Here is a 24941-nt window from a genome sequence, read left to right on the forward strand (position 1 = left end):
GGCGTAGCCAGTCGTCGAGGCGGGGGCGTGTCGGCGGGTGAAGTTCGGCGGGTGACCTTCACGACCTGCTCGAACGACGCAGCCACTGACTCGCTTTACCCCGGCGGCTGTCGGACAGTACGATTCGAGCCGCACTGCGACCACTGGCTCCGGACACACCACCACCGGGATGCGTCGATGCTCCGGTCAGATACAACCCGTCTGCTCCCGGAACGCGATGGCCGGACAGTTCGGGAAGCGGTCGCCACAACATCATCTGATCGAGTGACATCTCGACGTGCATGACATTTCCGCCGATCATCCCCAATTCCGACTCGATGTCGCGGGGAGTCTGAATGAAGCGGTCGAGGACGGAATCGGCGAATCCGGGTGCACAAGCCTCCATCTCGCCGACGATCCGGTCGGCCTCGGCCTCGGCGACCGACGCCCAATCGCGATGTCCGCTGAGACGATACGGCTGCCACTGCGACCACAGTGTCACCTGATGCCGCCCGGCCGGGGCGATCGTGGGATCGATTCCGCTGAAACTCATTCCGAGAACCGCAGGGCGAGGAGGCAGTTCCCCCGCCAGTGCTGCGCCGTGTGCAGTGCGCAAGTGGGCGCGATCGGAAACGAGTAATTGCAATCCCGAGGTACTTTCCCGTGTCGTGGCGTCGCCGCGGTAGGAGGGGAGCGCAGATGTCGCCAGTCGCAGTACCGCGCCGATGCCGGGGCCGACCCTGATCTTCCGCCGCCAGTGATCGAGCGTGGTTCGGTCGAAGCCTCCGTTGCCCAGGAGATCGAGTGTCGTGAGGATGTGGCAACCCGCGATTACCTTGCGAGCGTGAACTTCTCGACCGCTCTCGGTTGTGGCGGTCCAGTGATTCGAGTTCGGGCGGATCGACGTCACGCCGTCACCGAGCGCGACGGTGGCGCCGTCGACGGCCATACGGGAGGCCAACGCAGCACTCAGTGCGCCGCTCCCACCGACTGCTCGCCCTGGCGGCAAGACGTGCATGAGGGCCGCGAAGCCGACCATCGGAGCGGTTCCCGGTTCCGACATCGGAGGCCCGGACTGGGCGCCGAACCACGCCAGCGCAGCCTTGAGTGCCTCGCTGTCGAAATACTCGTCCAGCAGTGCGTCGCCAGGCGCGAGGAACTGCCGCGACAGTTCGCTGTTGCCGCGTGCGGTGGCAAGACCTCCGAACGCACCGATCAGGTTCGATCCTGTGGGCGGTGCGGAAAACGCTTTCATGACATGTCGACTGCACTCCGACCAGACGGCGACGAATCGCCGGTAGGAGTCGGCGTCCTTTGTCCCGCATGCTCGTTCGATGGACCGGCAGGTTGCGTCGAGGTCGCGGTGAAACACGATGCCCGGCCCGTCGGTGCCCGGGGCGGGCGGCGCGAACGCCCACGGGTCACAGTCGATGTAGCGCAGTCCGTGCGCGCCGAGTCCGAGTTCCTCGATGATGCCGCTGTGTCGGATCATGAGGTGCGCCGACGAACCCCGGTCCACCTTGTATCCGGGAAATCGCTCGACGGTCGAGACGGCTCCGCCGAGAACCGTGTCCTTCTCCAGAACCTCGACCGACCAACCCTCGCGTGCGAGGTAGGCGGCCGAAACGAGCGCGTTGTGTCCGGAGCCGACGACGACGGCGTCGAGAAGCGCGCTCACAGCGGCAGTCCACGGCCGAGGACTGCGAACGGTCGGTTGTCGCCGGCGAAACGAAATCTGCGGAGCACGTCACGAAAGCCGAGACGGCGGTACAGCCGCCAGGCACGATTGTCCTCGTCGTACACCTCGGGTGTCGACAACAGAACGCTACGTTCGGGTCGATCGACGAGGAGATGACGTAAGAGCGACTCGCCCAATCGGTGACCTTGTCCGTTCGGATGCACGTGAAGTTCGGTGAGTTCGAAGTAGTCGCTCAGAATTGCGTCGATCTCGCTCTGAGGGCGACCCGAGCGCCGAAGCCCGTGCAGTACCTGTTGATGCCACCATTGGTCCGGGCTCCCGCGATACCCGTAAGCGATCCCCACCAGCGGCAGATTTTCGTGTGACGGTTGCTGGGGAACCGCCAATGCGCCGACGGCCTTCCAACCAGGCCGGTTCGCGTGCTCCTGCCACATCGGTGCGCGATGGAACTCGGTTCCTCGCGGATAGTCCATCGCAGTGACGTACACGGCCAGTGCCTCGTGGAGTCGACTCGCGAATTCTGCGCGATCGAGGTCGACCGTATGTGGTGTCCAGGCGATCTGCGGGTCGACCGGTCTCACCTCTTCTCTTGACGGCGTGTCGGTGGGTGCAGTTATATTGAATAGGTCGAACAGATGTTCGATGTGGGTGATCCGGAGATGCCCGAAGGGAAGCGGGCATCTCCGGCCCACCTGGTCTTGGATCCTTACGGTGCAGGAGGTGCCCCGATGTCCGAGCGTGTGAAGCCTGAACGTGTGAAGTGCCAACGAACTCTTCCTGCCGAGTTGTCGAGTCCGTCGGATGCCGCAATTTCTCGATTGCCGATGTCGGCGAGGCGGTCTTTCGGCGCGACGGACGCCAGCCACCGCACTGCTCGAGCGGGAAAGTCCGGTGTGGCGTGGGGGTTGCTCCGGAAGGCGGATGCGCTTCTCGAGGAAGCGATTGGGGCGGGCGATCCTGCCGACCGGTTCCGGTGTGCCTACCTGGCCGCGTTACGTGGTGCCGGGGCAGTGTTGGCCGCAGCTCCTGCCGGTGCCGGCTCGAAGCGCAAGCGAAGCGGAAACGCGTGGGTTTTGATGGACGCCGCAGCGCCCGCGTTCGGAGCGTGGTCGAAGTTCTTCGCAGGGTGGTCCGCTACGCGTGCGGCCGTGGAAACCGGTGTGTCGATCGTGATCACGGACTCCGATTCCGACGCATTCTTCGCCGAGGTCGGCCGTTTTCTCACGGCGGTCGAAGATTTCATCGGTCAGGACACGTCCGAGCATTTGCGAGCGTCGTGAACAAATGGTCCGTGTCGGCAGTTGTTTCCGGGGAATTTCCTGGTCCGCACGGGCAAATGGTGCCGAATCGGGGCCCTTCGGCACGAATACGTACGCTTGTGGCGGAACTCGTACCCGGAGTTGGTGGTCCGAGACCTAAACTGCTCGTATTATGAAAACAGGTAATCGTCCAACTTGATTACCCGCCGCCCCACACCGTGGGGTGGTTGCCAAACTTCCAGTGCCGGGGGAGGTACCGTGCCACTCTCCGAGCACGAGCAGCGCATGCTCGATCAGATCGAGAGCGCTCTCTATGCCGAAGACCCCAAGTTCGCCTCCAATGTGAGGGGCGGCCGTATGCGGGCGCCGTCGAGTAGACGGCGGTTCCAAGCAGCGGCTCTATTCGTGCTGGGTCTGGTCCTGCTGATCGCGGGGGTTGCCCTCCCGCTCAAGCCGGGCGGTTTTCCGATCATCAGCCTGTTCGGTTTCTTGTTCATGTTCGGCGCAGGGGTGTTGTTCCTCTGGGGTGGTGGACGTAAGTCCGCGCCGGCTGCCGACTCCGCTTCCGAGGGTGGCAATCATCCCTCCGGTCCGCCGGGTAGGGGTAGTGCCGGCGGATCCGGGCGGGGGCGCGGCCGCAAGTCCGGCGGCGGATTCTCGTCGCGGATGGAAGATCGATTCAAACGCAGGTTCGAGCAGGACTAGCTCTTCTGCCCTTGGTCGGGCGTACTTCGAGAGTGATGCAGTTCGGACATGACGCCCTGTGTAGGGGCACGCACGACCACACGTGTGGCGGTCGGCAACCAAGGTTGCCGACCGCCACACGCCGTTGTTGTGGGTGCCTTACGTGTGTGCCTGCAATCCATCGAAGTGAATCAGTGACGCGCGAGCGAATCACTCGCCACCCCGGCTGCCTCTAGCCCTTCCCGCGGGCTTCCTCCACTTCGCTCCACTCGGCCCTCCACTTTCCTCCACCCTGGTCGAACTGCGACGCACGACCAGACATGGTCCCGCTCACGTCTATTCGAAAACCGCGCTTGTACTGCGATTTTGCCTGGGGGAGCGACAAATCGTGGCGTGCGGGGCCGATATGACGGCGGTGTGGGCCGGGACACGGTTACAAATTTCCCCCACGTCTCCCCACCTGCGCTGACCTGCTATTTGTCAGCAAATGATGCTGAATAGGGACCATGTGCTCCTTGTATGTGGGGGAAAGTGGGGTACTGTGGGTTCGGGCGGAGAGCTGAAGCACGATCCGCTCGATAGGGAGGGTTTCAGCGCAAGCTCGCAGGAGGTGTCGAGTGTTCCTCGGTACCTTCACGCCGAAGCTCGACGACAAAGGTCGGCTCACGTTGCCGGCAAAGTTCCGAGACGAACTGGCAGGAGGATTGATGATCACCAAGAGTCAGGATCACAGCCTCGCCATCTACCCCCGGGACGAGTTCGTCAAGCTTGCTCGAAAGGCAGCGGCAGCTCCACGCAATGATCCGGCAGCTCGGGCGTATGTACGTGCCCTGGCCGCCGGCACAGATGAACAGCACGCCGATGCCCAGGGGCGAATCACCCTCTCGGCTGATCATCGGCGTTACGCAAACCTGTCCAAGGAATGCGTAGTGACCGGCTCCGTCGATTACCTCGAGATCTGGGATCTAGCAGCCTGGGAGAGGTATCTCGGAGACAACGAAGAGGACTATTCGCAGGCAACAGGCGAATCTCTCAGCGAGATCGTCTAAGCGAAGAGCCCCCGGCGAATGCCGCGAGGCCTCTGCCCGGAAAGACCCTGACGCACTTCCCCAGCGCCAGGTTCTCCTTCGGGCAGGGACCTCGAAGCATTCTCCTTCTCGAACAGTCATCGCCTTCTCGGAAAGTCAGCACCTTTTCGAAAAGTCATCGGAAATCATGAAAGTAGGAGCCGGAGCAATCATGGTGGATCACGAGGTGAACGAACCCTCGGATGCCGATGGCTTCGCGCACGTCCCCGTACTACTGCATCGCGCCGACGATCTTCTCGGTCCTGCCATCACAGCCGTTGGCGACGGTGGCGCAGGCGCATACATGATCGATGCGACGTTGGGGCTCGGTGGCCACTCCGAATTCTTCCTCGGCAAGTACCCCGGCCTTCACCTCATCGGTCTCGATCGCGACACCAACGCACTCCGTATCGCTTCCGAGCGTCTGGCGCCGTTCGCGGACCGAACGACGTTCGTACACACCACGTACGACGGGATCGAGGACGCGCTGGAACAGGCCGGCCTGCCGTCGACGGAGTCGGTTCACGCGATCCTTTTCGATCTGGGTGTGTCGTCGATGCAGTTGGACGAAGCAGACCGAGGTTTTGCGTACTCGATCGACGCTCCTCTCGACATGCGGATGGATCAGACGGTCGGGCTGACCGCGGCAGAGGTCCTGAACACCTACAGTCACGGCGACCTTGCTCGCATTCTGAGCACGTACGGGGAAGAGCGGTTCGCCGGAAAGATTGCGTCCGAGATCCTTCGGCAGCGTGAGCGTGAACCATTCACCACCAGTGCAGCTCTGGTCGAATTGCTGTACCGAACAATCCCGGCAGCCACACGGCGTACGGGTGGACACCCGGCCAAGCGCACCTTCCAAGCGCTGCGGATCGAAGTCAATGCCGAGTTGGATTCGCTTCGTGCCGCCGTTCCTGCCGGACTCGACGCACTGGCAGTCGGTGGGCGAGTGGTGTTCATGTCCTACCAGTCGCTCGAGGATCGAGTTGTGAAGGCGGAGTTGGTTCCCCGCTCGAAGTCCACCAGCCCCGAAGGTCTACCGGTCGAGTTGCCGGGTATGGGGCCGGAGTTCCGCATTCTCACCCGTGGCGCAGAACGTGCGTCAGAGCAGGAAATCGAAGAGAACCCACGGTCAGCTCCGGTGCGTTTGCGTGCCGCAGAACGCATTTCCAGGAGGCGGGCATGAGTCGTCAGGGCAAATCCGGTGCAGCGCAACGCGCATACGACAAGCGCACCGCACGGGCGGCAGGCCGGACCGGAACTGTCGCTGCTGCCGGCCCGACTATCTCTCCTCGGGCGATGCTCAAGGGGCGAGTACCGTTCGTGGCCTCCGTTATCGGACTTCTGTCCATCGGTCTCGCGGTGACTCTGCTGCTGACCACCCGCGCTGCCGAGGATTCCTACCAACTGAGCGACGCGCGTGCATACAACCAGTCTCTGGTCGAGCAGAAAGCAGCGCTCGAACGCGACTTCCAGTCGCGTAACTCGGCTCCGGAGTTGGCAAATCAGGCAAGCGCTCTCGGAATGGTCCCCGCCAAGGACCCTGCACGCCTGGTAGTTCATCCCGATGGTTCGGTCGAGGTCGTCGGAACGCCGACTCCCGCAACTGCCGGAGCGATGCCGCCGCTCGATGCGCCCACATCGGTGCCCGCACCGACCGCGACGCCCCCGCGCACAACGACACCCGTTGTTCCGGGAGCCACGCCGAGCGTTCCGAATAACACGCGAAACCTCGCGCAGAGTGAACAATTGGTTCCTGTGATCCCCACGACGACAGCACCCGCCACCACGACGGCGGTGCCTGCTCCGCCTGAGGAACGTCGGTGAGTCAGAACTCCCGTAACAACCCCGGTCGGCGTCCGCGCCGCGCGGCTACCGCTTCCTTCCCGTTTCGTCAGCGAGTCGGTCGTATCACCATGTGTGGTGCGCTCGCCGTTGCGGCATTGCAGCTCTTGTGGATTCAGGGAATCGACGCGCCGAGCCTGGCTGCGGAATCTGCCAATCAACGAACCACGACGCAGGTCGATCCTGCCGTACGCGGCTCGATAACCGATCGCAACGGAAACCCTCTCGCATTCACGATGGAAGCCAAGGCGCTGACCTTCCAGCCGGTGCGGGTACGCAAGGAACTCGAGGAAGCGCGCGCCAAGAGCATCGAGCAGGGTGCCGAGGGTGACAAGCAGGCCCCCGAAGTGAGCGATCGCCTCGCTGAGATCGCCGCCGGAATCCACGCCAAGCTCGGCGATACCGTTCCGGAAAAAGATCTGCTTCAGAAGATGAACAGCAACGAGACGTTCACGTACCTCGCGCGCAGCGTGGACCCGGCAGTTGCTGCCGAGATCTCGGACAAGTTCCGGGAGGTCGGCCTGGAGCGACAGGACATCCGCGAGTACCCCGGTGGCTCCCTGGCTGCGAATCTCGTCGGCGCGACCGGCTGGGACGGGCACGGTTTGCTCGGCCTCGAGGATTCGATGGACTCCACGCTCGCCGGAACCGATGGATCCGAAACGTACGACCGCGGTTCCGACGGCGCTGTGATCCCCGGTAGCTGGCGTGACAAGCAACCGGCAGTCAACGGTTCGGGTGTCGAGCTGACCATCGATTCGGACCTCCAGTTCTACGTTCAGCAGCAGGTCCAGATCGCCAAGGACAAGTCGGGCGCAAAGAACGCTTCGGTGGTGGTCATGGACTCCAAGACGGGACAGGTGCTGGCCATGTCCAACGACAGCACCTTCAACCCCGCGATCGGCATCGACAAGAACGCGCCGACAGCCGAAATGGGCAATCCGTCGGTCAGTACGCCGTTCGAGCCCGGATCGGTGAACAAGATCGTCACCGCGGCAGCGGCCATCGAGGACGGTAAGACAACTCCGGACGAAGTTCTGCAGGTCCCGGGCAGCATCACGATGTCCGGTGCCACAGTCAAGGACGCGTGGGATCACGGTGTGGCTCCGTACACCTCTACCGGTGTGTTCGGAAAGTCCTCGAACGTCGGCACCTTGATGCTCGCTCAGCGAGTGGGCGAGGATCGCTACGCAGACATGCTGAACAGGTTCGGCCTCGGACAACGCACCGACGTCGGGCTTCCCGGCGAGAGCGCGGGCAGCGTTCCGAGTCGTGACCAGTGGTCCGGCGGAACCTTCGCGAACTTGCCGATCGGGCAGGGTCTTTCGATGACAACCCTGCAGATGACCGGGATGTACCAGGCCATTGCCAACGACGGCGTGCGAATTCCTCCGCGGATCGTGAAGTCGACTGTCGATTCTTCCGGCACTCGGACCGAGACACCGCAGCCCGAGGGCGTCGAGGTGGTCAGCGCCCAGACAGCGGCGACGGTTCGGGACATGTTCCGATCGGTCACTCAGGAAGACACCGGCAACCAACGAGGAACCGGTGTTGCCGCGGGCGTCGAGGGATACCAGGTCAGCGGAAAGACCGGTACCGCGCAGCAGGTGGATCCGGCATGCAAGTGCTACTCCAACTCCAACTACTGGATCACCTTCGCGGGAATCGCGCCTGCGGACAATCCTCGATTCGTGATCGGAATCATGCTCGACGCACCGGTTCGCGGCGTGGACGGCGGCGGCGGTCAATCGGCAGCACCGCTGTTCCACAACATCGCGTCGTGGATGCTCCAGCGTGACAGTGTCCCGATGTCGCCGGACCCCGGTCGCAAGTTGGTGTTGCAGGCGGACTGATTGCGGTGTGTCGGTTTCGACACGGTCTTCGGGTGAATCCCGGACACGGTAATCTCAAACGTCGCAGTAACCTCATTCATCGCAGTACGCCGAACTTTGCTTGCGCTGCGACCGCCAAAGAACAACGACAATTGCCAGGAGTCGAGTGACAGTGCCGAATCGTTTGCAATCGTCGAACTCGGACGGCGCTCCCGGGACGCGTCCGACACAACCGGTTGCTACCGCGATCACGGCGCTCTCCGAACTGTCCGGGGCTCGCCTCGAATGGGTCGGGCAACCGGGATCACAGTCGTCCGAGGTCGTCGTCAAGGGCGTGGACCTGCGTGCGCAAGGAATCGTGAGCGATGACCTCTTCGCCGCTCTGCCCGGCGCAAGGACCCACGGCGCTCAGTTCGCCGTCGACGCTCTGGGGCGTGGTGCGACCGCGATCTTGACCGACGAGGCCGGCCTCGAATTGATCGAGGCCGCTGACAAGGCGCCCGACCGGTCCGTCCCGGTTCTCGTTCATCCGAACCCGCGGGATGTGCTCGGTGAGATCTCAGCGGAGATCTACGGACGGCCCTCGGAGAAGATGCAGGTCGTCGGCATTACCGGCACATCCGGCAAGACCACGACGTCGTACTTGCTCGAAGCGGCGATTGCCGGAGCCGGCCGCAAGCCGGGGCTGGTTGGCACCATCGAGACTCGGATCGACGGCCGTCGGGTGCCCAGCGCTCTGACCACTCCGGAAGCTCCGCAACTCCATGCTCTATTCGCCGTGATGGCAGAGCAGGGGATCGATACCGTCGTCATGGAGGTGTCCAGTCACGCGCTCGCTCTCGGACGCGTCGACGGCATCCGCTTCGACATCGGCGCGTTCACCAATCTTTCGCAGGATCACCTGGACTTCCATCGGGACTTCGAGGAGTACTTCCAGGCCAAGGCTCGGTTGTTCGATCCCGAGTCGACGGTGCGAGCCGAGCATGCCGTCGTCTGTGTCGACGACGTCTGGGGTCGACGGATGGCTGAGCTGGCCGCGACCGACGAGAGCGATGCGGTGACCACGGTCTCGACCTCGACGGCCGAGGCCGAGTGGAAGGTCGGCGCAGTCGAGGTTGCCGAGGACGGCTCGCAGACCTTCGAATTGGTCGGGCCGGACGGACAATCGTGGCCCGTCTCGCTTCGCCTCCCGGGTCGATACAACGTGGCCAACGCAGCCTTGGCGCTGACTGTCAGCTTCGCGGCCGGACTCGATCCGGACGCTGCTGTTCGAGCACTCGGAACGGTGGATGTCCCCGGACGCGTCCAGCGGATCGACCGCGGGCAGAGCTTCTTGGCGGTGGTCGACTACGCCCACAAACCGGCAGCGCTCGAAGCCGTGATCGCCACGCTGCGCAATCAGGTTCCCGGTCGAGTGGCTGTGGTCGTCGGTGCGGGCGGTGACCGCGACGCCGGCAAACGCACACTCATGGGCGAAGCTGGCGCGAGGGGCGCAGACCTGCTGATCGTCACCGACGACAACCCGCGCACCGAGGATCCGGCGAAAATTCGCGCTTCGGTGATGCGAGGCGCCGTCGACGTTCCCGAATCCGAACGCGGCGAGGTTCGCGAAGTGGGGGACAGGGCGCTCGCGATCGAGCAGGCGGTTCGGTGGGCGCAGCCAGGCGACGTAGTTCTGGTCGCAGGCAAAGGCCACGAAGTGGGTCAAGAAATCGACGGGGTCAAACACCCATTCGACGACCGCGAGGTGTTGGGCGAAATGATCGGCCGATTCGCGATCAACACAGCACATGGAGGCAAGCAATGATCCCGATGACGCTCTCTCGGATCGCCGAGATCGTCGGAGGAACCCTGCATGACGTCGACGATCCGTCGACTCAGGTGACAGGAACCGTCGAATTCGATTCGCGCAAGGCTGGTCCAGGTGGACTGTTCCTCGCACTCCCCGGCGCACGCGTCGACGGTCACGATCATGCGGAAGCGGCGGTGGCAGCCGGTGCTGTGGCGGTGCTCGCGGCGCGGCCGGTCGGGGTTCCGGCGATAGTTGTCCCGTCGGTACCGAACGACGGTCCGAGCGCGGTGATGTTGCTCGAACACGACACAGACGGATCGGGGGCTGCTGTCTTGCATGCCCTCGGCCTCCTGGCCAGGGCCGTGGTCGACGAACTGGCGGCAGAGGGGTCGGCTTCGGGGGGCGGGCTGACTCTGGTCGGTGTCACCGGTTCGGCAGGCAAGACCTCGACCAAGGACCTGATTGCGGCGCTGCTTCGCGAGCGCGGCGAGGTGGTCGCTCCACCAGGCTCGTTCAACAACGAACTGGGTCTGCCGTGGACCGTGCTCCGCGCCGACGAGAAGACCCGCTTCCTCGTCCTCGAGATGTCGGCCCGTGGGGTCGGTCACGTCGGCGAACTGACCAAGATCGCGCCGCCGAAGATCGGCGTCGTTCTCAACGTGGGTACCGCCCATCTCGGTGAGTTCGGTTCGCGTGAAGCGATCGCGGTCGCCAAAGGTGAACTGGTGGAAGCACTCCCGTCGGCAGCCGACGGTGGAGTTGCAGTGCTCAACGCCGACGATCGCATGGTCGCCGCAATGGCGAGTCGAACCAAGGCCCGGATCGTATTCGTCGGTCAGTCGGAAGACTGCGACGTTCGGGCGACCGACGTGGTTGTCGACGACCAGGCCAGGGCTTCCTTCACGCTGAACTGTTCACAGGGTTCTGCACGTATTCGATTGGCCGTTCACGGCGAACATCACGTGAGCAATGCTCTTGCCGCTGCGGCCGTCGCACTCGAGAACGGCCTCACGGTTGCCGACATCGCACGTGTCCTCGAGGGCACGAGGGCAGCGTCCGCGAGGCGGATGGAAGTCACCGAGCGCGCCGACGGCGTCACCGTCGTCAACGACAGTTACAACGCCAATCCCGATTCCATGCGCGCCGCCCTCAAAGCGTTGGTGTCCATGGCGCGATCGGATCGGCACTTCGGGCGCCGTAGCTGGGCTGTGCTCGGTGAGATGGGTGAGCTCGGACCGGAATCGGTTGTCGAGCACGACGCGATCGGTCGCCTTGCCGTCAGACTCGATGTCAGCAAGTTGATCGTCGTCGGAACGGGCCGCACTTCGCGTGCGATGCATCAAGGGGCGGTGATGGAGGGGTCGTGGGGTGACGAGTCCGTCGTCGTGCCAGACGCAGCTGCGGCAATCGCCATTCTCGAAGCGGAACTCGAACCGGGCGATCTCGTCCTGGTGAAGGCGTCCAAGTCGGTCGAACTGTGGACGGTCGCCGAAGCGATTCTGGCCGCAGCGCCCAGCGACAACACCGGTGACGAGAACAGCGATGGCGAGAACGGCGGGGATTCGCAGTGATCCAGATTCTTCTCGCCGCAGGCATCGCGCTGGCGGTCTCCATCATGCTCACGCCGATCCTGATCAAGGCGTTCTCGAAACAAGGTTTCGGGCAGGAAATCCGAACCGAAGGTCCAGCCAGTCACCAGGCCAAGCGCGGCACTCCGACAATGGGTGGCGTCGCGATCCTGACCGGAATCTGGGCCGGCTATCTCGGCTCACACCTCATCGGTCTCGGCATGGACAACGCGGAGGGGCCATCGGCGTCCGGCCTACTCGTTCTCGGTCTGACCACCGCGCTCGGTGGAGTCGGTTTCCTCGACGACTTCATCAAGATCCGCAAGCAGCGCAATCTCGGACTGAACAAGACAGCGAAGCTGGTCGGCCAGTTCGTCGCTGCCATTGCCTTCGGAATCTTGGCCCTTCAATTCCGCGGTGACGACGGGCTGACTCCGGGCAGTGTTCATCTGTCGTACGTTCGCGACATCGCCACCGTCTCACTCGGGTCCGTGGTCTTCATCGCCTTCTGCTACCTACTGGTCAGCGCGTGGTCCAATGCCGTCAACCTGACCGACGGCCTCGACGGACTGGCCGCCGGAGCAATGAGTTTCGTTCTCGGCGCCTACGTCATCATCACGTTCTGGCAGTTCCGCTACTCGTGTGAGACCAACCCCGGCAAGGGTTGCTACGACGTCCGAGATCCCCTCGATCTTGCGGTGCTCTGCGCGGCCGGCGCCGGCGCGTGCATCGGTTTCCTCTGGTGGAATGCCGCACCCGCCAAGATCTTCATGGGCGACACCGGTTCTCTTGCCCTCGGCGGCATGCTCGCCGGGTTGTCGATCACCACCAGCACGGAACTGTTGATGGTTGTCATCGGTGCGCTGTTCGTCGCGGAGGCCGCGTCGGTGGTGATCCAGGTAGCGGTGTTCCGGTCCAGCCGACGGCGGGTCTTCCGAATGGCGCCGTTCCATCACCACTTCGAACTCGCCGGGTGGGCTGAAACCACGGTGATCATCAGATTCTGGTTGCTGGCTGCTATTGCGTCGGCTATCGGATTGGCACTCTTCTACAGCGAATACCTCGCAGCGCTCGGAGGCTGAAAACCATGACCAGCTCAGCGGATTCCGAGAACGATCTGTCCTGGCTCCGCGGTACGCGAGTGCTGGTCGCCGGTGGGCGGGTGTCCGGTCAAGCGACCATCGAACCTCTCGTCGCTCTCGGTGCTGTCGTGACAGTGGCCGATTCGACCTTGGACTTCGCGCAGCGCTGCGCCGAGCTCGGTGCGGACATGGTGACCACCACCTCGATCGAGGATGCCCCGGATTCGATCACCGAGTACGGGCTCGTCGTCACCAGTCCTGGCTTTCGGCCCGATTCACCGATCCTTGCAGCTGCCGCCGGTCACGGGATTCCCATCTGGGGAGACGTCGAGTTCTCGTGGCGCGTCGACCACAGCGGACACTTCGGCGGGCCCCGTACATGGCTCGTCGTGACAGGGACGAACGGAAAGACCACGACGACGTCGATGCTGGCCTCGATTCTCGACGCCGCCGGAGTCGTCGGCCGTGCCTGCGGAAACATCGGACTGCCGATTCTCGACGCACTCGCCGAGACGTCGCCGCGCGTGGAGTACCTCGCTGTCGAACTGTCGTCGTTCCAATTGCACTGGGCACCTTCGGTGCGTCCGGATGCCGGCGTGGTCCTCAATGTCGCCGAGGACCACCTCGACTGGCACGGCGGAATGAGCGCGTACGCCGAGGCCAAGTCGCGGGCGCTGAGTGGAAAGGTTGCGGTGGTCGGCCTCGACGACGCGATCGCCTCCGAACTGGGAACTCGCGCAACGGCAGACATTGTCACCGGATTCAGATTGGGTGAACCGGGCGAAGGAGAACTGGGTGTCGAAGCGGGACACCTCGTGGACAACGCTTTCGGCGATCACGTCCGCTTGGCCGAAGCAGCTTCCATCGATCCGGCCGGCCCGGCAGGCGTCATGGACGCGCTTGCCGCTGCAGCCTTGGCGCGGGCACTCGGATTCGAAGCAGACGTCGTCGAACGCGGTCTGGCCGCACACAAGGTCGGCCCACACCGCGGCGCCCTGGTCGGCCGTGTCGGATCCGTTGTGTACATCGACGATTCCAAGGCCACCAACCCGCACGCAGCCAGACCGTCGATACTCGCGCACGACCGCGTCATCTGGGTTGCAGGCGGTCTGCTCAAGGGTGCAAGCGTCGACCAGTTGGTGAGCGAAGTGGGACCGCGGTTGTCCGGTGCTGTACTTCTCGGCCGTGATGCCGGTGTGATCGAGGACGCGCTGGCGCGACACGCGCCCGATGTTCCCGTGGTGCACGTGCTGTCGGGGGACGATGAAGCGGTGAGCGAAACCAGCAGCAACTCGACTCTCACCATCCGGCTGCCGTCGGGTGCCGACGCGGATGCCGTCATGGCGGCAGTGGTAGTCGAAGCTGCCGAGTTGGCGTCCCCCGGTGATGCAGTTGTACTCGCCCCGGCCGCCGCGTCGCTGGACATGTTCGCGAGCTACGGACATCGTGGTGACAGCTTCGCCGCCGCTGTAGCAGCATTACCCGATCCGTTCACCGATTCGCCTGGCGAAGCCGGGAACTTGCGATGACCAAGGGTCCCAAGACCCGAATCGGTGCCTGGTTGGCGCGGCCGTTGGCGTCGTTCCACCTGGTGGTGACGATTGCCACGATGTTGACCGTCTTGGGGCTCGTGATGGTTCTCTCGGCGTCGAGCGTCGAGCAGTACGTGTCCGGTGGATCGGCATATTCGCTGTTCACTCAGCAGTTGATCTTCGCGATTCTCGGGGCGGTGCTCTTCTACGTCGCGCTGCGCATCCCGGCGAGAGTGCTCCGGCAGTATTCGTTTCCGCTGTTCGTCGTCGTGCTCATCATGCTGGTACTCGTCCTGATTCCGGGCATCGGCACCGAAGCGCAGGGCGCGCGTCGCTGGTTCAACGTCGGTGGGTTCTCGGTGCAGCCGTCGGAAATCATGAAGGTCGCATTGGCGATCTGGGGCGCGCATCTGTTGGCCTCGAGGCGGCCGGACGACCGATCCGTGAAGTCGATCCTGATTCCGCTCGTGCCCGCTGCGATGCTGGTCTTCGCCCTGGTCGTCGCGCAGCCGAACCTCAGTACGACCATCGCATTGGGAATCATCGTCGGCGCCCTGCTGTGGTTCGGTGGGCTGCCACTGAAACTCTTCGGGTCGATAGCGGTGACGGGCGTCGTCGTGGCGGGCGTGCTGGCCATGACGGCTGGTTATCGTTCCGATCGAGTTCAGGCCTTCTTCAACAAGAGCGACGACCTGCAGGGCAACAACTATCAGGCCAAGCAGGCTTTGTATTCGCTCGCCGACGGGGGCTTTTTCGGACGCGGACTCGGTCAGAGCGTCGCAAAGTGGAACTACCTACCCAACGCGCACAACGACTTCATCTTCGCGATCATCGGGGAAGAGCTGGGATTTGTCGGCTGCGCGGTCGTGATCGGTTTGTTCGCCGTATTCGTGTACACAGGATTGAGAATCGCAGCGCGCAGCATCGATCCGTTCTGGCGCCTCCTGTCGGCTACCGCGACTACCTGGATCGTCGGCCAGGCGATGATCAACATCGGTTACGTCATCGGACTGCTGCCGGTGACCGGACTCCAGTTGCCCTTGGTCTCCGCTGGTGGTTCGTCCCTGGCGATCACGCTGTTCATGTTCGGCGTCATCGCCAATGCAGCACGACACGAACCGGAAGCAGTTGCCGCTCTGAACTCCGGGCAGGACGGCAAGATCTCGAAGTTGCTCAGACTGCCCAAGCCGGTGCTGTACCACCCGCCGTCAGGGGGTCGGCCGATCCGTCGGCCGAAGCCCGCACGGCAGATCGAACCGGCACGCGGACGCGACGGCCGGCGCGCGATCGAGACGGGTGATCGACGCAAGCGGGCAGATCAAGGTGCTCGCACATCTGCGGATTCCACGCGAGGTGCGGCCGCTGGGTCACGGAAGCGCGCCGCGGGAGGGCAGAATGGTCAGCGTCGGCAGGCGCCGACACGTAGGGCACAAGATCCACGAGAAGTTCGAGAGCGAGGAATTCGTAGGTGAGCGGCAACAAATCGGCTCTGTCGGTAGTGGTGGCAGGGGGAGGCACGGCTGGTCACATCGAACCCGCACTTGCGGTCGCGGACGCGGTCAAGGCCGCTCAGCCCGACACCAGGATCACCGCACTCGGGACAGCGCGTGGTCTCGAAACCACCTTGGTTCCTGCTCGCGGGTACACCCTCGAACTCATTCCGCCGGTTCCGCTTCCCCGTAAGCCCACGATGGATCTGGTGAAACTGCCGACACGCATCCTGGCCTCGGTGCGCAAGACGCGCGAGGTACTCGATTCCGTCGACGCTGACGTGATCGTCGGTTTCGGCGGCTACGTCGCGCTTCCGGCCTACCTTGCCGCCCGTGGTGGTGTTCTTCGGCGCCGCCGCAAGATTCCGATCGTCATCCACGAGGCGAACGCCAGTGCCGGCATCGCGAACAAGATCGGTGCCCGCCTGGCGACGCGTGTGCTTGCTGCCGTTCCGGGGTCGGGTGTGAAGAACCGAGGCGATCAGGACGCCGAGATCGTCGGCATTCCGGTGCGGGCGTCGATCGCGAATTTCGATCGAGCAGGTCTCCGCTCGCAAGCGCGCGAGTACTTCGGACTGCCGCAGGACGGTCCCGTTCTGCTCGTCTTCGGTGGATCGCAGGGCGCGAAGTCGCTCAACGACGCGGTGTCCGGAGCAGCGGAAGAATTGGCCAAGGCCGGGATCTCGGTGCTGCACGCTCACGGTCCCAAGAACTCTCTCGAGGTCACGCAGTACTCGGAAACGGCACCGTACGTGGCTGTTCCTTATCTTTCACGGATGGATCTCGCGTACGCCGCAGCCGACGCGACCATTTGTCGTTCCGGCGCGATGACGGTTGCCGAGGTCTCTGCGGTCGGGCTTCCGGCCGTCTACGTTCCGCTGCCACACGGCAATGGTGAGCAGGAACTCAACGCGAAACCCGTTGTCGCAGCCGGCGGCGCGATCATCGTCTCCGACAACGAGCTCACACCGACGTTCGTCGCCGGTACTGTCGTGCCGATGCTGAGCGACAGCGCGCGTCTCGACAAGATGAGCAGTGGCGCTGCCAATGTCGGACACCGCACGGCGGCAACCGAGATCGCACGGATAGTGCTCGACATCGCGGCAAAGGAAAACGCCGTCCAGGAAAACGCAAGGGGAAACCGATGACCGCGCTGCCCGCCCACCTCGAGCGAGTACACATGGTCGGAATCGGCGGTGCCGGTATGTCCGGCATCGCGCGAATTCTGCTTTCCCGCGGGGGCCTGGTATCGGGTTCGGACGCGAAGGAGAGCCGAGGAGTCTTGGCGCTTCGTGCACGCGGGGCGCAGGTTCGGATCGGCCACGACGCCGATGCTCTCGACCTGCTGCCCGGTGGTCCGACCGTCGTCGTCACGACGCACGCAGCCATCCCGAAGGACAACCCGGAACTCGTCGAGGCCGCTCGCCGCGGAATCCCGGTGATTCTTCGACCGGCTGTCCTTGCTTCGCTCATGCAGGGCAATCGCACGTTCCTGGTTTCGGGTACACACGGCAAGACGTCGACGACCTCGATGCTCGTGGTCGCCCTGCAGCACTGTGGTTTCGACCCGTCTTTCGCCGTCGGTGGCGAACTCAACGAGGCGGGAACGAACGCCCATCACGGTAGCGGTGACGTCTTCGTCGCCGAGGCGGACGAGAGCGACGGGTCGCTGCTTCAGTACGACCCCAACGTGATCGTCGTGACCAACATCGAGGCCGATCACCTCGACTACTTCGGCAGCGTCGAAGCCTACGTGAAGGTGTTCGACGATTTTGTCGACAAGCTACGTCCGGGCGGACTCTTGATTGCCTGCCTCGACGATCCGGGATCTGCAGACCTCGCGAAGCGAATCGTGGCCTCGGGTCGTTCGGACATCCGGGTACTCGGTTACGGATCAGCAGACGCGCGGGAAGTGGAGGCGGGCACTGCCTTCGAGCCTGTCGACGGCGTCGAGGTCGGAGTCCGACTACTTGGCTTCCATGCACACGACGTCGGGGGAGTCCTGCAGTTCCAGCTCGCCGGCGAGAGCGCTGCGCGAACGGTGCGGATGGCAGTACCGGGTCGTCACATGGCGCTCAACGCACTTGCCGCTCTGCTGGCCGCCCGTGACGCCGGCGCCGAGACGGAGGAAATCGTCGAGGGGCTCGCCGGATTCGGCGGCGTCCACCGCCGATTCCAGTTCACCGGCCGCGAGCGTGGTGTCCGGGTGTTCGACGACTACGCCCACCATCCGACCGAAGTTCGCGCGGTCCTCGGCGCGGCGGCGGATCTGGTTCGACCGGAAGACGATTCGTCGTCGACCAACTCGGCCGCCGGACGCGTGATCGTGGTCTTCCAACCTCATCTCTATTCGCGCACAGCCGCGTTTGCCGAGGAGTTCGCGCAGGCACTGGACTTGGCCGACGAGGTAGTGGTTCTCGACGTCTACGGCGCTCGCGAAGAGCCGATGCCGGGCGTCAGCGGTGCGCTGGTCGCTCAATCGGTCACCAAACCTGTTCACTATCAACCTGATCTGTCGCAGGCGCCGAAGCAGGTTGCGGCGTTGGCTCACCCCGGCGACATCGTCATCACGATGGGTGCCGGCGACGTCACCATGCTCGGCAAACAGATCCTCGATGCTTTGCGTTCGGCGCCGCATCCCGCGCCGCGATGACACCCGACGCACGAAGTCGGCGCGGGCGTCGAGACCCTCAAGCCAGACGCGCCACCAGCACGCGTCGGCGTAGTACTCGCACCGAATCGCGATACTCGACGCGGTCGACGGAGCCGGCTCCCGAACCCACACCGACTCGTAAGTGGTTCAAGCGACCGCTGATCGTGGCCCCGCTGGCAATCGTGCTGGTGGTGGGGATCGCGCTGACGGCCTGGTTGTCTCCGGTGCTCTCGGTCCGGGGCACCGAAGTTCTCGGTGCGACTACCGTCAGTGAGGAACAGATCCTTTCGCTCCTGGCCGTACCGACCGGTCAGCCGTTGATGCGGGTCGACACCGGCGCCGCCGCGGCACGTGTCGCGACGATTCCGAAGGTGGCCTCTGCTCGTGTGCAGCGGATGTATCCGTCGACCATCCGCGTCACCGTCACCGAACGGGTACCGGTTGTCTTCGTCGATTCACCTGAGGGCGCACACCTGCTGGACGAGAAGGGTGTCGATTTCGAGATGGGCGTCCCGCCGCCCGGGGTTCCGCGTCTGGTGACACCGACGCCCGGGTGGAACGACGAGCCGACGCTCGCTGCTCTCGAGGTGTTGTCGGTGTTGCCGCCGGATCTGAGATTTCAGGTGGGAGAGGTTGCCGCTCGGTCGATTTCGAGTGTCACGCTGACCCTGCTCGACGGTCGCGTCGTAAACTGGGGCGGTGTCGAGCACTCGGATCGTAAGGCTGCCGTGACGCTTCCGCTGTTGACTCAGCCGGGGCAGACGTACGACGTGTCCAGTCCTGATCTGCCGACGGTCCGATAGCGCGCGGTGCACTCGTGCGTCGGTGCGTGGCAAATACTTCGGTGTGTCCCGGCGCGCCTAATGGCGGAACGCGACGACGGTGCATAGCGTTTCGTTTCAGATCGAATACTTGACATAACTCTAACCCTGTGGTTGAGGTTTAGAGTTTATCTCGAACACCAGCAGTAACAAAGACCCAGCAGTAACAAAGACCCAGCAGTACCAAAGACAGCAGCACTGACAAGCAGCGTGAAACACGACACGGAAGGCGAGAGCCGATGACGCCCCCGCACAACTACCTCGCCGTAATCAAGGTCGTCGGCATCGGCGGCGGCGGCGTGAACGCAGTCAACCGCATGATCGAACAGGGACTCAAGGGAGTCGAGTTCATCGCGGTCAACACGGACGCGCAAGCCCTTCTGATGAGTGACGCCGACGTCAAGCTCGACGTCGGTCGTGAATTGACCCGTGGCCTCGGCGCCGGTGCTGACCCTGAAGTGGGTCGCAAGGCAGCCGAAGATCACAAGGACGAGATCGAAGAGGTCATCAAGGGCGCCGACATGGTGTTCGTGACCGCAGGCGAGGGTGGTGGCACCGGAACCGGTGGTGCCCCTGTCGTGGCAAGCATCGCCCGGAAGCTGGGCGCACTCACCGTCGGCGTCGTGACTCGGCCGTTCTCCTTCGAGGGCAAGCGTCGTGGGGGACAGGCGGATACCGGAATCCAGGCGCTCCGCGAGTCCTGCGACACGCTGATCGTCATTCCCAACGATCGCCTGCTCCAACTGGGTGACGCGGCCGTCAGCCTCATGGATGCCTTCCGCAGCGCCGACGAGGTTCTCCTCAACGGCGTCCAGGGCATCACCGACCTCATCACCACCCCGGGCCTGATCAACGTCGACTTCGCGGACGTCAAGGGTGTCATGTCCGGCGCCGGCAGCGCTTTGATGGGCATCGGATCCTCACGTGGTGAGGGACGCGCTATCAAGGCGGCAGAATCCGCGATCAATTCCCCGCTCCTCGAAGCATCGATGGAAGGCGCCCGCGGCGTTCTCCTGTCGATCGCCGGCGGCAGCGATCTGGGTCTGTTCGAGATCAACGAGGCGGCTTCGCTGGTGCAGGAAGCTGCGCACATCGACGCCAACATCATCTTCGGAACGGTCATCGACGATTCACTCGGCGACGAGGTTCGTGTGACGGTCATCGCTGCAGGATTCGACGGAGGAGCTCCGGCTCGCCGTCCCGTGGAGTCGACCGCGCAGGGACGTGGAGCAATCGGTGCCGGGCGCGCAGGTGAGGTCGGCCGGTCACCGGTGGCCGCCGAACCTGCTGGCGAGCAGCCGATTTCCGCAGCGCGCGAGACCACCGGTTCGGGCAGCTTGCCTCCGATCGGTGGCCCACGCCATGCGCCGGTCCAGGAAGACGACGGCGACGACGACGTCGATGTGCCGGTCTTCATGCGTCGCTGACGTAGGGCTACAAACAGTTTCGCGAACAGGGTGCCCGGAATTTCTGGGTACCCTGTTCTTGACTGGATGTCCGGTCACGTCTGAGCCGGACGACAACTTTCGACGTTTGTGAGCACACATATCTTGAGTACCGAGAAGTCGACCACCCGCACCCGCATTCGCCGCGTCGTGACCAGCCGAGCCGGTGGTGTTTCCGCGTCACCGTACGAGTCGTTCAATCTCGGCGATCACGTCGGAGACGATCCGGCGGCCGTCGATGCGAATCGCCGTCGCCTGGCGCGCGAAATAGGCGTCGAGCCTGACCATCTCGTGTGGATGGAACAAATCCACTCGCGCAACGTCACTGTCGTGACGGAACCGACCGACGAAGTGATTCCGGTGACGGACGCTCTGGTCACCACCGTTCCCGGCCTGGCACTCGCCACCCTCAGTGCAGACTGTGTTCCCGTTCTGCTCTCCGACGAGGAGGCCGGTGTGATCGCGGCCGTTCATGCCGGACGGATCGGTGCCCGCATCGGTATCGTCCCGCGCGTCCTCGCGGAGATGGTGCGACAGGGCGCGGACGTCTCACGTATCGGCGCCTTCCTCGGTCCGGCAGCCAGCGGACGCCAGTACGAGGTTCCCGCCGCGATGCGCGCAGACGTGGAAAAGCACTTGCCGGGCAGCGCAACTCGCACCGAGAAGGGCACGCCGGGACTCGATCTACGTGCGGGACTGCGTAAGCAGTTGCTCGCCGCGGGTGTGTCCGGTGTCGCCGAGGACCCCCGGTGCACGATCGAGGATCGCGCGTTGTTCAGTCATCGCCGAGAATCTCTGACCGGGCGTCAAGCTGCAGTGATCTGGATGGAAGCGCCCGCAGCGCAGGAAACCGTCTAGGCAGAAATGCGCCAGACGGATATGCGGCTGACAGAAATATCGACGGCACTCGACTCGGTGAGGGCGCGACTGGCGGCCGCCTGCCTTGCCGCCGGTCGTGAAGTTTCCGACGTAGCACTGCTGCCAGTTACCAAATTCTTTCCGGCGTCCGACGCCCGAATCCTGTACGAACTGGGTTGCCGTGAATTCGGTGAGTCTCGTGAGCAGGAAGCAGTGGAGAAGGTTGCGGACTTCGACCGCGCTGCAGAGAGCGGCGCGATCGACGATCCGGTTCGCTGGCACATGATCGGGCAGTTGCAGCGCAACAAAGCGCGTTCGGTAGCGAAGTGGGCCTACGCAATTCACTCGGTGGACAGTGCGCGACTGGCCGATGCGCTCGATCGGGCGGCGCTCGGAGCTTTGTCCGACGGAGAGCGCACAGCGCCGCTGCGGGTGCTCATCCAGGTAAGTCTGGACGGCGACCCTGCGCGTGGCGGAATTCCGACGGGAGAGCTAACCCCTCTTGCCGAGCGGATCGAATCAGCCGAAGGTCTCGAATTCGCGGGACTGATGGCCGTCCCGCCGCTTGGGTCAGAACCGGACGAGCAGTTCGAAATCCTCCGCAGGGCACATCTTTTGATTCTCGAATCGCATCCACAGGCAACCGAACTCTCGGCAGGAATGACCGGTGATCTGGAGGCCGCAGTGCGCCATGGATCAACCTGCGTGCGTGTCGGAACCGCACTGCTCGGCTCACGACCAGTAATCTCGAGGTGATCGCTCAGGTGATCGCCCAACCCGTCCACACCGCTGCGACCGGTCGCAGTCGGATTGATTCCGCCGCGCCAAGGAAGGTCGATCAATGAGCAACCTGCATAAGTTCAAGGCTTACTTCGGCATGGTTCCCCTCGATGACTACGAGGACGAATACGTGGAGGAGCCCGATCAGGCTCGCCGCGCACCCCGTCGTAGTCACGACGGCTATGCCGAGCGCGACGACCGCGAATTCGTCGAACCTGCCTTCTCGAAGGCGAGCTACGCGCCCAGTCGTCGTGACGAAGAGGACGCGGAGTTCGATCGCTACGATTCCCGGCCCCGCGTCGACACCGTTCCCAGTCGCAGTAGCCGCCCGGCGATGGCGCCGCGCCCGGCAAGCCGCGGCAACCTCGCGGTCGACGCTCGTGCAGAGCGTCCCGAAGCGCGACGTGCACCTGTTGTCGATGACGGCGGCCCGCTCGCCAAGATCACGACGCTGCGTCCGCAGAGCTACGCAGAGGCCCGCACCATCGGTGAGCGGTTCCGCGACGGCACTCCCGTCATCATGGATCTGGTCGACATGAGCAACGCCGACGCGAAGCGTCTGGTCGATTTCGCGGCCGGCCTGGCGTTCGCGTTGCGTGGTTCTTTCGACAAGGTAGCCACCAAAGTGTTTCTTCTCTCACCGGCCGACATCGACGTTTCCGCTGAGGAACGCCGTCGGATCGCCGAGACGGGTTTCTACAGCCAGAAATGATGGTCTCGACCGCAGTCCGGCCCCTGAGCAGGGGTGACGTGAGCACATTCGAACGGCGTCCCGTCTCGGCGGGCGCCGCATTCGGGCCCATCGCCGGCCGTTACAAGGCGGGCGCGATGCGGACCGGTTCCGGAATTGCTGCGGTGTGTCTGTTTTGGACACAACGCAGAAGTCAGGCAGAGTGAGGGTGTGGACGCGCTTCTCTCTGTGATCTATCTGGTGCTGGTTGTCTTCTGGCTGTTGCTGATCGGCAGAGTGATCGTCGAGTTCGTTCGTTCGTTTGCCAGAGATTGGCGACCGACCGGATTGGTCGCTGTCATTCTCGAAACCATTTTTACGATCACCGATCCTCCGGTGAAACTGCTCCGCAGGTTGATCCCCCCGATCAACCTCGGTGGAGTTCGCTTGGATCTATCCATCATGGTCTTGCTTTTCATCGTCATCATCCTGATGTCGGTTGTTCGCTGAGCGCAGTCCGAGTGAGTGGTGTGCCAGAATGGAACCCATAACTCATACGGTGGTTCGCCACTACGTAGACTGTGTTGCAACTGAATGCTTGCTAGACCGCCAAATGACGCGTGAAGGGATCCTTCCATGCCGCAACTGACTCCAGCTGACGTGCACAACGTTGCGTTCAGCAAGCCGCCTATCGGCAAGCGTGGCTACAACGAGGACGAGGTCGACGCATTCCTCGACCTCGTCGAACAGGCGCTGTCGCAGCTCATCGAAGAGAATGCGGACCTGCGCCAGCGCGTAGGTGAGCTGGATCAGGAGCTCGCGGCTGCCAAGAAGTCGCCGGCACCGGCTCAGCAAGCGGCACCCGTCGCAGCGCAGCCCAAGCCGGAGCCCGCTCGGGTCGTCGAGCCGCCCAAGCCTGCACCTGTTGCAGCACCGGTTCCCGCCGCCGCTGCCGTTGCAGCGCCGCAGAGTGGCGACACCCACATGCAGGCCGCGAAGGTCCTCGGACTGGCTCAGGAGATGGCGGATCGTCTCACCAACGATGCGAAGACCGAGTCCGAGCAGCTGCTCGGCAGTGCTCGCACCAACTCCGAGCAGCTCATGAGCGAGGCTCGCAGCAAGGCCGACGGCATGATCGCGGATGCGCGCAACAAGTCGGAGGCAATGCTCACCGACGCTCAGACCCGCTCCGAGACCCAGCTTCGCCAGGCTCAGGAGAAGGCAGACGCTCTCAAGGCGGACGCCGAGAAGAAGCACACCGAAATCATGGCGACCATCAACCAGCAGCGTTCGGTCCTCGAAGGCCGTATCGAGCAGCTGAAGACGTTCGAACGTGAGTACCGGGTGCGCCTGAAGTCCTACCTGGAATCGCAGCTCGAAGAGCTCGAACAGCGTGGCTCGGCCGTTCCGGTCGACGGCGGACAGGATTCCTACAGCCCGTCCTTCGCCAAGGGGAACAGCTGACCGAGAGCGCCCCGTCGGCTCAGCTATCGGACCGGACAAAGGTTGATACGTGCTGGTCGTGACGTTGGTTCTCGCGGGAGTTGGCTTCGCACTCCTGATCGTTGCCCTGACCACAGGGTCGCTGATCTGGGCGTGGGCATGTATCGCGATTTGTGTAGCAGGTGCCGTCCTCCTGCTGGTCAGTGCGCTGACCAGCAGGAAGGCGGTTCCTTCGTTGGATGACCCGGTATCGGGCAGTGGCATGTCGTCGCCTTACGGTCGAGGCGAGAGTTCCTCGGATTCCTCGACCGGTGATGCAGCCACTGTCAACGACGACAATCCGGGAAACCATGGCGAAGCGTCGGGCGGCAAGACCTAAGCTCTACCGAAGTCCTGGGCATACCGAAGTCCTGGGCGGTACCGACACGTCGTAGGACAAGTA

General features: G+C 63.7%; 24 protein-coding genes. 22 read left to right on the forward strand and 2 right to left on the reverse strand.

What is annotated here, in order from left to right; all coding sequences use genetic code 11:
• Positions 1 to 58: 58 nt before the first annotated feature.
• Positions 59 to 1657: an NAD(P)/FAD-dependent oxidoreductase gene (locus DBV08_RS26325; RefSeq protein WP_124569355.1), complete on the reverse strand. Its 1599-nt coding sequence runs from the start codon at positions 1655 to 1657 to the stop codon at positions 59 to 61.
• A complete protein-coding gene (locus DBV08_RS26330; protein WP_003941672.1) occupies positions 1654 to 2259 on the reverse strand; it encodes an N-acetyltransferase in 606 nt (201 codons plus the stop codon). Before DBV08_RS26330 ends, DBV08_RS26325 begins: the two co-directional genes overlap by 4 nt.
• 147 nt (positions 2260 to 2406) lie before the next feature.
• Between DBV08_RS26330 and DBV08_RS26335 the strand changes: the two genes are divergently transcribed.
• The 22 genes from DBV08_RS26335 to DBV08_RS26445 all read left to right on the forward strand — a co-directional run bounded on the left by DBV08_RS26335 (position 2407) and on the right by DBV08_RS26445 (position 24878).
• Complete coding sequence (locus tag DBV08_RS26335) at positions 2407 to 2958, forward strand: SAV_6107 family HEPN domain-containing protein (RefSeq protein ID WP_235169621.1); 552 nt, start codon at positions 2407 to 2409, stop codon at positions 2956 to 2958.
• Between the two features lie 237 nt (positions 2959 to 3195).
• On the forward strand, positions 3196 to 3642 hold the full coding sequence (locus DBV08_RS26340) for a DUF3040 domain-containing protein (RefSeq protein WP_003941660.1): 447 nt from the start codon (positions 3196 to 3198) through the stop codon (positions 3640 to 3642).
• 596 nt (positions 3643 to 4238) lie between these two features.
• Positions 4239 to 4670 (forward strand): division/cell wall cluster transcriptional repressor MraZ, encoded by a 432-nt coding sequence (gene mraZ, locus DBV08_RS26350; RefSeq protein WP_003941779.1) that lies wholly within the window; start codon positions 4239 to 4241, stop codon positions 4668 to 4670.
• 190 nt (positions 4671 to 4860) lie between these two features.
• Complete coding sequence (gene rsmH / locus DBV08_RS26355) at positions 4861 to 5874, forward strand: 16S rRNA (cytosine(1402)-N(4))-methyltransferase RsmH (protein ID WP_007730079.1); 1014 nt, start codon at positions 4861 to 4863, stop codon at positions 5872 to 5874.
• A complete protein-coding gene (locus DBV08_RS26360; protein ID WP_124569356.1) occupies positions 5871 to 6515 on the forward strand; it encodes a hypothetical protein in 645 nt (214 codons plus the stop codon). Before rsmH ends, DBV08_RS26360 begins: the two co-directional genes overlap by 4 nt.
• A complete protein-coding gene (locus tag DBV08_RS26365; RefSeq protein WP_095969881.1) occupies positions 6512 to 8386 on the forward strand; it encodes a penicillin-binding protein 2 in 1875 nt (624 codons plus the stop codon). The genes DBV08_RS26360 and DBV08_RS26365 overlap by 4 nt, the downstream gene beginning before the upstream one ends.
• Before the next feature lie 151 nt (positions 8387 to 8537).
• Complete coding sequence (locus DBV08_RS26370) at positions 8538 to 10172, forward strand: UDP-N-acetylmuramoyl-L-alanyl-D-glutamate--2,6-diaminopimelate ligase (RefSeq protein WP_124569357.1); 1635 nt, start codon at positions 8538 to 8540, stop codon at positions 10170 to 10172.
• Positions 10169 to 11728: a UDP-N-acetylmuramoyl-tripeptide--D-alanyl-D-alanine ligase gene (gene murF / locus DBV08_RS26375; protein ID WP_124569358.1), complete on the forward strand. Its 1560-nt coding sequence runs from the start codon at positions 10169 to 10171 to the stop codon at positions 11726 to 11728. The genes DBV08_RS26370 and murF overlap by 4 nt, the downstream gene beginning before the upstream one ends.
• A complete protein-coding gene (gene mraY, locus DBV08_RS26380; RefSeq protein ID WP_003941699.1) occupies positions 11725 to 12807 on the forward strand; it encodes a phospho-N-acetylmuramoyl-pentapeptide-transferase in 1083 nt (360 codons plus the stop codon). The genes murF and mraY overlap by 4 nt, the downstream gene beginning before the upstream one ends.
• A 5-nt stretch (positions 12808 to 12812) precedes the next feature.
• A complete protein-coding gene (gene murD, locus DBV08_RS26385) occupies positions 12813 to 14336 on the forward strand; it encodes a UDP-N-acetylmuramoyl-L-alanine--D-glutamate ligase (protein WP_124569359.1) in 1524 nt (507 codons plus the stop codon).
• Positions 14333 to 15811 carry a putative lipid II flippase FtsW gene (gene ftsW / locus DBV08_RS26390; protein ID WP_124569360.1) on the forward strand — a complete coding sequence of 493 codons (1479 nt, stop codon included), beginning with the start codon at positions 14333 to 14335 and terminating at the stop codon, positions 15809 to 15811. Before murD ends, ftsW begins: the two co-directional genes overlap by 4 nt.
• Positions 15808 to 16977, forward strand: a complete 1170-nt coding sequence (murG, locus tag DBV08_RS26395) for an undecaprenyldiphospho-muramoylpentapeptide beta-N-acetylglucosaminyltransferase (protein ID WP_019748872.1) — start codon at positions 15808 to 15810, stop codon at positions 16975 to 16977. Before ftsW ends, murG begins: the two co-directional genes overlap by 4 nt.
• Positions 16974 to 18482: a UDP-N-acetylmuramate--L-alanine ligase gene (gene murC / locus DBV08_RS26400; protein WP_124569361.1), complete on the forward strand. Its 1509-nt coding sequence runs from the start codon at positions 16974 to 16976 to the stop codon at positions 18480 to 18482. The genes murG and murC overlap by 4 nt, the downstream gene beginning before the upstream one ends.
• On the forward strand, positions 18479 to 19285 hold the full coding sequence (locus tag DBV08_RS26405; RefSeq protein WP_019748870.1) for a cell division protein FtsQ/DivIB: 807 nt from the start codon (positions 18479 to 18481) through the stop codon (positions 19283 to 19285). Before murC ends, DBV08_RS26405 begins: the two co-directional genes overlap by 4 nt.
• Before the next feature lie 257 nt (positions 19286 to 19542).
• Complete coding sequence (gene ftsZ, locus DBV08_RS26410) at positions 19543 to 20730, forward strand: cell division protein FtsZ (protein ID WP_095969887.1); 1188 nt, start codon at positions 19543 to 19545, stop codon at positions 20728 to 20730.
• A gap of 108 nt (positions 20731 to 20838) precedes the next feature.
• Positions 20839 to 21606, forward strand: a complete 768-nt coding sequence (gene pgeF, locus DBV08_RS26415) for a peptidoglycan editing factor PgeF (protein ID WP_095969888.1) — start codon at positions 20839 to 20841, stop codon at positions 21604 to 21606.
• A gap of 6 nt (positions 21607 to 21612) precedes the next feature.
• A complete protein-coding gene (locus tag DBV08_RS26420; protein ID WP_124569362.1) occupies positions 21613 to 22362 on the forward strand; it encodes a YggS family pyridoxal phosphate-dependent enzyme in 750 nt (249 codons plus the stop codon).
• 85 nt (positions 22363 to 22447) lie between these two features.
• The gene (locus DBV08_RS26425) at positions 22448 to 23098 is read left to right on the forward strand and encodes a cell division protein SepF (RefSeq protein ID WP_003941752.1); all 651 of its coding nucleotides are present in this window, start codon (positions 22448 to 22450) and stop codon (positions 23096 to 23098) included.
• 38 nt (positions 23099 to 23136) lie between these two features.
• Positions 23137 to 23283: a hypothetical protein gene (locus tag DBV08_RS26430; RefSeq protein ID WP_235169615.1), complete on the forward strand. Its 147-nt coding sequence runs from the start codon at positions 23137 to 23139 to the stop codon at positions 23281 to 23283.
• 4 nt (positions 23284 to 23287) lie between these two features.
• Positions 23288 to 23566, forward strand: a complete 279-nt coding sequence (locus DBV08_RS26435) for a YggT family protein (protein WP_003941780.1) — start codon at positions 23288 to 23290, stop codon at positions 23564 to 23566.
• A 126-nt stretch (positions 23567 to 23692) separates the two neighbouring features.
• A complete protein-coding gene (locus tag DBV08_RS26440; protein WP_003941722.1) occupies positions 23693 to 24520 on the forward strand; it encodes a DivIVA domain-containing protein in 828 nt (275 codons plus the stop codon).
• Positions 24521 to 24569: 49 nt separating this feature from the next.
• Entirely contained in the window at positions 24570 to 24878 is a 309-nt protein-coding gene (locus DBV08_RS26445) for a hypothetical protein (RefSeq protein ID WP_124569363.1), read from the forward strand.
• Positions 24879 to 24941: the final 63 nt, after the last annotated feature.

The organism is Rhodococcus sp. KBW08, assembly GCF_003852455.1.
In the GTDB taxonomy this organism is placed as follows: Bacteria; Actinomycetota; Actinomycetes; order Mycobacteriales; family Mycobacteriaceae; genus Rhodococcus_F; species Rhodococcus_F baikonurensis.